Consider the following 7,642-nt stretch of genomic DNA (forward strand, 5'->3'; position numbering starts at 1 on the left):
TGACGACCCGCACGGCACCCGCACCCGGACAGGTACCGGAACCGCAACCAGTACCCGTACCCGTGTCTGTGGGGCCTGCGTCCGTGCCTGTGTCTGTGTCTGTACCGTCACCCACGACCCCACCGCAGACGTCGTCCGTCGCGGCGTCCCCGGCCTACGCCGCCCACCAGTTGGCGAAGGCACTGCGGACGTCCCAGGCCCATCCGGATGCCGCCACGCGCGCCCGCGCCGAGGGCAGGATGCGCCAGTGGAGCGCGGTGCTGGCCGGCATCGCCGGCGGTCGGCTCACCGTCGGCTCGCGTACGCCCGTCGACGGGCTGCCGGCCTGGGTGACGCCCGAGGTGGTGCGGGGCGGCTTCGCCACCGGCACGCCCGCGGCGTCCGGTCCTCTCACCGACCACGAGGAGGAGGCCGCGCGTCGTGCCGGCATTCCGGCCACCCGCGCCGGCCTGTTCGCCCACGCCCTCACCGAGGAAGGCCTCGCGGGGCTGTGGGACCTGCTCGACAGCGGCCGGTACGAGGTGACGTTGCCGGAGGAGACGGCACTGCTGACCGTGGCCTGGCTGGTCCGCGCCGGTGACATCGACGCGGCCGCCGCGCTGGTGACCGAGCTGCACCCGTTCGCGGACCGGCTGAGGTTCCTGCCGCGACCCGCCGACCGGCCGGCCGCCGACGCGGGCGACGTCCACCGTCGTACCGTCGGCGAGGTGTCGGCCCAGCTGGCGCGCCGCCAGCCGAACACGGCCGTCGAGGCGCAGCGCGAGGCACTGACCGTGTGGCGGCCGTTCGAGGACGAATTGCTCACCTTCTGGCTGCGACACGGCTCGGATGTGGCGGACAGCCCGGCCCGACCGGCATCGGCGCCCGGCGCGTCGCGGGCCACGCTGGACGCGTGGGGCACGCTGGACGCGTGGGCCAGGCAGGACACGCGGGTCACGCAAGCCACACGGGCCACGCGTGCCGAGCACGACAGCCGTGACGTGCGGGCCGAGCGGAGCCGCAGTGCCGGAACGCCTCTGCCTGCTGATGCTCCGCACGACACACCCCACCGCACCCCGCCCCGCGACGCGGCCGCCTGGCGAGCCGAGGCGGTCGCGCTGCTGGAGCGCTACCAGGCGCTCGCGGCCGCCCACCCGCTGTGCGGAAAGCACCGCGACCCCAAGTCCAACGCCGGCATCCTGCGCCGCGCGCTGGAGGAGACGGCCGCCGGCCGGCAGGTGCCGCCCCGGCTGGCCGGGCTGCTGCGCCACGCGGTGACCTCCATGGTCGCCAAGCGAGGCCTGCCCGGGTCGCCCGAGCACACCCGGCTGCGCGAGGGGCAGGCCCGTCAGGCGGCCCTGCCCTCGCACCACCGCGTCGCGGCGCTCGTGGTACGCCGCCTGGCCGCGCTGGACCAGCGCGCGGGCACGTCCGACGTGGACGCGCCGGTCATCCCGGTGACCAGCGACGAAGCGGTGGCGACAGGGCTCCCGGCCGGCACCGCCGTTCCGCCGCGCCTGCGCGCGGTCGTACGCTCCGCGCTCAGCGCGCCCTTGGAGACGCTGGTCGAGCGCGGAGTCGTACCCTCCGCCGAGGCACTGGCCGCGCTGGTGCCGCAGCTCGTGGCCGCCGCCACGGCCGAGCGCCACCCCGATCCGGCGCTACGGACGCTGGCGGCGGCTACGTACCGCGCGTTCCGCAACCGCCGTTCGCTGCTGCTGCTCAACCTCCAGCACCAGGTGCGGGTGGAGGAGCTGCCTTGGGTACGGGCGGTCGCCGGACACGGCACCGACGCCGGCACCGACGAACGGGCCCGGGCCGCGGCGGCCTCCGCGCTGCGCCGGCTCGGAAGTCTCGCGGTCGGGTCGTTCCCCGGAACGCTCCTTCCCAATCCGCTGGTCCGTGAGCTGTCCCAGCTCGCCCGGCAGGCGGAGTTGTCGGCTCCGTTCGTGGAGGAGCTCGCGGCCGACATCTTCATGGGCACCTTCACCCCGAAGTTCCTGACGGCCGCCCGCATCGCCGCCGACCTGCTGGAGGGCAGCCTGTACGCGCGCTACTACGGGATCGACTGCGCCGCCGTGCGCAGCATGGCCGTGCTCCAGGCCGCCGAGTCGCTCGCCCGCAAGGAGCAGGCGCAGGCGCAGGGGCAGGGGGCCCGTACGACCGGACAGCCCGCGACGGCGGCCGCGTTCGCCGAGTTGTGCGCCGAGCGGGCGGCCGCCGCCAGGGCCGCGAGCGGTGGTTCCGGACCGGGTGCCTCTCCCCGGTCCTGGTCCCCGGCCGTGAACGGCACCGTCATCGAGCAGGCGCAGATCCTCACCACGCACAACCTGGCGGTGCTCGTCCGGCAGGCGGGGATCGTCCCGGCCGCCGGCTGGGAGGAACTGGCCCAGGCCTCCTTCACCACGGTGTGCCGGCTCGTGGCGCGCGTGCACGGCCATCCCCGTCCCCTGGGGACGGTGAAGGACGCGGCGTACGCGTGGCGGCAGATGCTGTTCCACCTCTCGCTGTGCGCGCCCGAGCGGCAGGCGGCGGTGGTGGACCGGTTGGCCGTCGAGGCGGCCCGGCAGCCGTGGCACGTGGCGGCCCGGCTCGGGCCGGCCGTCGCCGGGCTGCGGATGGTCGCCGCGGGTGGGACGTTCGGGCCGGACGGCACGGCCCAAGGCGGCCTGGCCCGGCGGTTCCTGGGCTGGAGCACGGGCGGCCACTGGATGTGCCGTCGCACGCCGGAGGGCTCCGCGGCCGTCTGACCGGTCGGCGGGTCGGCGGGGCGGCGGGTCGGCGGTCGGCGTGTCCGCGGGTCCGCGGGTCCGCGGTCGGAGGGGCAGCGGGTTGGCGGGCCGGCGGTCGGGCGGCCGTGACCAGGGCGGCAGCGGGCCGGCGGCCGACGGCGACGCCGGTGGTGGTCGGGTCGGCAGGAGTTTTCCACAGGCGCCGGGACCGTCGTGGGCGTTGTCGGCGGAGGCTGGCAGGATCGAGCCATGAACTTCCAGATCCCGCTGCCGTCCGACCCGAACACCTCGATGGTGTACACCGACTGGGTCAAGGTGCACGACCCGGGGGCCGAGCCCGCTGCGGTCACGCTGCTCGACACCGTTCGCGAGGGCCTGCGGCGGGCGTACGAGAAGCCAGGAGCCTTCCTGTCCGCCATGGAGCGGCGGGCACGGCAGCTTCCACCGGCCCATCTGCCCTGGTTCTGGGAGACGGTGGCACACCGGCTGTTCCGAGTCAGCCCGCGCACAGCGGCCCGTGCCTTCACCCTGGCGCGCAAGGCTGAGCGGGAGCACCGGTTGCCGGTGGACGCCGACCGGCACCGGGCCGCCGTGCGGCTCCACGTCCGTGCCGGAGCGCTGCCCACCGCCGAGCTGAGTGCCCACCAGACCTGGCTGGCCTCGGTGCTGGACCCGTCCGCCGCACACGCGGAGTACGTCCGGCTCCTGACGGCCTGGTCGGCGGCGGGCGGTGAGTTGCCCTCCGACCTCGCCACCCGGGTCCGTGCCTCGGCGCGCGCCGCGGGCCTGGGCACGGCCGAGGACGCGGCGGTGCTCGTTCCGGTCGTGGCGGCGGCCGGCGGCAAGGCCGTGCCCGACCGGCTGCTGGACGCCGTCGCCAAGCTGACCGCCACGCACCCGCCCGCCGAGGACCTGCGCGCCCCGCTCCTGGACCTGTTCCCCGAGTCCCGCACGGACGCGGCGGCCTGGCTGCGGCTCCTGCTGCGCTCCGGTGTCGCCGCGGCCGCGGCCGCGGGGCAGGTCGAGCCCGAGGGCGGCCTCGCCGACTGGCTGCGCCGGTACGCGCGTACGTACGGGCACCGGCGCGTCAGCGGCGGCGGTGTGATCCGGCAGCCCGTGCCGGACGAAATCCTCGAACTGGTCGTGCTGTTCGCGCCCCGGCTCAAGGCGGCGGGCACCCCGGTGCGCCTGCACGAGGACCGGTACCGCTGGCCGGGCCTGGACGCCGACCTGCTGGACGCCTGTCTCACCGAGGGCGTCGCCGTGGTGGACCCGGGGCCCGACGTGCGCCTGGAGTACTGGGGCGAGCGTTCCAAGCGTGACCTCAAGGCCCTCGCCGCCGACCCGGTGTTCGGCCGCCGCCTGGAGGGCACCGTCCACGCCGGCCGGCGCGGCGCGGGCACCGCCATCACGCGGCTCCCCGAGAACGCCGGCATCACCGCCGAGGTGCACAGCCGCATCGAGACGCTGCTCGGCGCCCTGCGCGGCGGCGGGCTCGCCGCGGCCGACGAAGCGGTGGACGAGCTGTCCCAGCTGCTGGACCGGCCGACGGCCACCGCCCTCGAAGGCATCGAGGAGGCCCTGGCGGAGATCGACCTCACCGGGCCGCTGGCCCGCGCCCTGCGCGCGGGGCTGCCGGAGGAGCTGGGCTGGGCGGCCCTGGAGGCCGCCCTGGCCGGTTTCGCACCGGACGAGGTGGTCCGGGCCACCTCCACCTGGCCCGTGCTCACCCTCTACTCCGACACCCGTGCCGTCGCCGTCGACCACGACGGGGAGCGCGGTTCGTGCACGTTCCGGCTGCCGCCGGAGGCCACCTCCCACAGCGTCCACTACGTCGGCGGCGACTACCTCGTCGCCTGGACCAGCCACGAGCGCAACGACTGGGGCGAGCACGCCTTCTGGGCCAGCCGCCCCGAGGACGTGTTCACGCCCGAGCACCAGTTGGGCCTGCGCCCGTACGACAGCATGATCCAGGGCGGCTTCGGCTTCCACTTCGAGACGCCGGACGGCGGAGGCCGGCACGACGGGGAGCGGGTCCTGCGGCCCGGCGGACGCGAAGGCATCGGGGGCCAGGACCTGATGATGAGCGACGGCCGCCGCTTCTGGACCGCCCCGGTCTTCCACGCGCGCGACAAGCGCACCCGCGTCGATCCCGTGACCGGGGAGCCGACCGGGGACCGCACCCCGCCGGAGATCCTCCGGCGCGGCGACGCCCCCGAGGGCTGGACCGACTCCGACGCCAACCAGACCCTGGCCGCTCTTCCGGAGGGGGTGCCGACCTCGCCGCTGGGGCAGGACGGGCGCCTGGTGGGCTGCCGGGTCTTCAACCGCACCTCCTGGAGCGGCTACTCACCGCGCGAGTTCCTCCTGGAGTCCCTCGACGGCCGGCGCGCCGAGTTCCGCACCCGCACCTGGGGCCGGCGGCCCTGGGGCATCGCCGCGATGCCCGCAGGCGGTGAGGACGCCGTCCTGGTGGACGAGGACACCATCCGTTGCTATGCCGCCGAGGACAACTCCCTGCTGTGGCAGGTCAGGTGCTTCTCCGCCGCCGGCCGCCCGAAGCACGGCTACTCGCCCACCCTCGGCGAGGAGCTCAGCCCGGTGCCGCCGCCCGCGTTCTGGCACTTCCTGACCCCGCGCGACGAGGCGGCGTCCAAGGCCCTGCGCTCCCTCGACGACACGGCCGTACGGGACCTGCTCGACGCCGCCGTCCGCGAGGAGCCGGCCCCCTCCCTCGCCGGGGTGGCCGAACCCCGGGTGGCCGAAGGCGTCGCCCGGGCCGCTCGGCTCGCCGCCGACGTGCTGCGCCGCCGCCAGGAGCTCGCCCGCCGGGTGGGCATCATGCGCTCCGGGCCCGCCGTCAGCCTCTCCACGGCCGTCCCCGACACCGTGCTCACCCCCGCGCTCCAGGGCCTGCTGCCCGAGCTCCGCCCCTTCGAGGCGCATGTCCCGCAGCGCCAGCCGGCCGTGCTGACCGCCGTCGCCGCGGACGGCCGGCACCTGCGCGGGGAGATCGACGACGAGACGCGGCGCCTGGCCCTGCCCGCCCAGCCCGCCGAATGGGCCGTCCTCGTCGGAGCGATCGGGGCGGTGGCCTGGCGGGCGGCCGTCGGCGACACCCCCGAGGAGGAGCGCGCCGCTCTGGCCGCCCTCCTGCAGACCTGGAGCGGCCAGCCGTTCGCCGAGGCGGGCAGCACCTGGCGGATCGGCCGCGCCACCGACGAGGCGCTGGACGCCGCCCGGTCCAGCGGTTCGGTCCTGGCCTCCGCCGCCCCGCGCGGGAAGCTGGCCCGCTTCCTCCAGCGCGCAGCAGACCCGGCCCCGGCCGGGGCGGAAGAGTGCGAGACGGTGACCATCGCCGCCGACGACGCGACGCGCCTTGCCCGGCTGCTGGAACTGGTCGCGCGCCAGGGGCCGTTGACGGTGCCTCCGGAGGCGGTGGACGTGTTCTGCTGGCGCACCGGGCTGCGGCGCCCGCTCGCCGCCCTGGTGCTCGCCGGCCTGCCCGGTCGGCAGGACCGCGACGACCACACCGCCCTGCTGCGCAAGCTCCCGTACAAGCTGACCAGGGAGTTGATCCAGGAGTACGACATGCTGCGCGCCCGCCGGCTCGGGCCGGCGGGGCAGCGGGCCGTCCTCGCGGCGGCGGTCCCCGACGACCCGGCCGAGCTGTGGCAGCCGGGTGGGACGACGGCCGCCGCAGAGCGGATGGCCGCGGTATGGGTCGGACTGCTCGGCGCGACGCCGTACGTGGACGAACAGCTGGCCGGCCAGCTGGAGGACGACCTGGGCCTCGCGGCGGACTGGGCGCGCACCCTGGTGGCCGGTGGGGCGCCCGAGGGGCGGGGTGCCTTCGGTGAGCACGGGTTCGTGCTGCGGCCGACGCCCTCCGGCGAGGTCCGGCTCCACCTGGTCGAGCCCGACGGCACGACGGGTTCCTGGGTGACGGGCAGCCAGCCCGCGCACCAGCCGGCGGCGTCCGTCATCGCCTGGGCGCTCACCGAGCGGCCCGTCGGTGACCCGGCCGCTGCCGGCGCGATCGCCCTGCACGGCCGGCTGCGGGCGGTCCTGGACGACCCGGGCACCCTGGTCCCGGTGCTGTTCCCCCGGGCACCGGCCCTGGTCGACGCCCCGGGCTTCGTCCCCTACGAGGGGGCGCTCGTGCCGTGCCCGGAGCCGTACGCCGACGACGTCACGGAGCCTCCGAGGGTGTACGACAACGGCCTGTTCGTGGTCGTGGCACCGCGCGGTGACGTGTTCGTCCGGCCGGCCGCGCTGAGCGACCCGGAGCGGGTCGACCGGGCGGCGCAGCTGTGCACGGAGCTGCGCCTGCCGTACCTGTGGGAGCGGGTGACCGGCCTGCGGGCCGAACTCGCAGGGCTGGACCGGCTGGCCGCCCGGGCGGCGGCCACCCCGGTGGGAGCCGGCGGGTACGAGACGAACCCGGCGCTCAGTGCCCCGGAACTGGTCGCGGAGGTGGCCGAGGCCCTGGGCACGGGAGCGGACGCCGCCGCGCTGTACCTCCAGTTGCTGACCCTGGCCCGTCCGACCGACAAGAACGTCCGACGCTGGAACGGCTGGTCGGCCGACCGGCACAAGGCGGCCCAGGCGGAGCTGGTCGCCACCGGCGCGGTGCTCGGCGGCCGCCGTCCCCGGGCCGGGCGCACGGCGTTCGTACCGGGGGAGTGGACCGACCTGAAGGCACCCCACCTCCCGCTGGAACAGCCCAAGCTGACCACCCACTTGGCGTCCGCCTACGGCAAGTCGCTCCAGGCCCCGTACATACGCCTGCTCTCCCCGGAGCCGCCCCACGCGATGTTCGCCGAGTCCTGGACCCGAGTGAAGGAGGCCACTCCCCACCCGACCCCCTGAGCACGAGCCGCGGCGGCGCCCGCAGACGCTCACCCCCGGCGCCCGGCGCCCGGTGCCCG

The 7,642-nt window shown here is 76.2% G+C and carries 2 protein-coding genes; both read left to right on the forward strand.

Annotated features, from left to right (window positions below; all coding sequences use genetic code 11):
• The first annotated feature begins 239 nt into the window (after positions 1 to 239).
• On the forward strand, positions 240 to 2,729 hold the full coding sequence (locus LG632_RS19520; RefSeq protein WP_226728649.1) for a hypothetical protein: 2,490 nt from the start codon (positions 240 to 242) through the stop codon (positions 2,727 to 2,729).
• 231 nt (positions 2,730 to 2,960) lie between these two features.
• Positions 2,961 to 7,583 carry a hypothetical protein gene (locus LG632_RS19525; protein ID WP_226728647.1) on the forward strand — a complete coding sequence of 1,541 codons (4,623 nt, stop codon included), beginning with the start codon at positions 2,961 to 2,963 and terminating at the stop codon, positions 7,581 to 7,583.
• Positions 7,584 to 7,642: the final 59 nt, after the last annotated feature.

Origin of the sequence: Streptomyces antimicrobicus, assembly GCF_020532625.1 — a bacterium.
GTDB lineage: Bacteria > Actinomycetota > Actinomycetes > Streptomycetales > Streptomycetaceae > Streptomyces > Streptomyces antimicrobicus.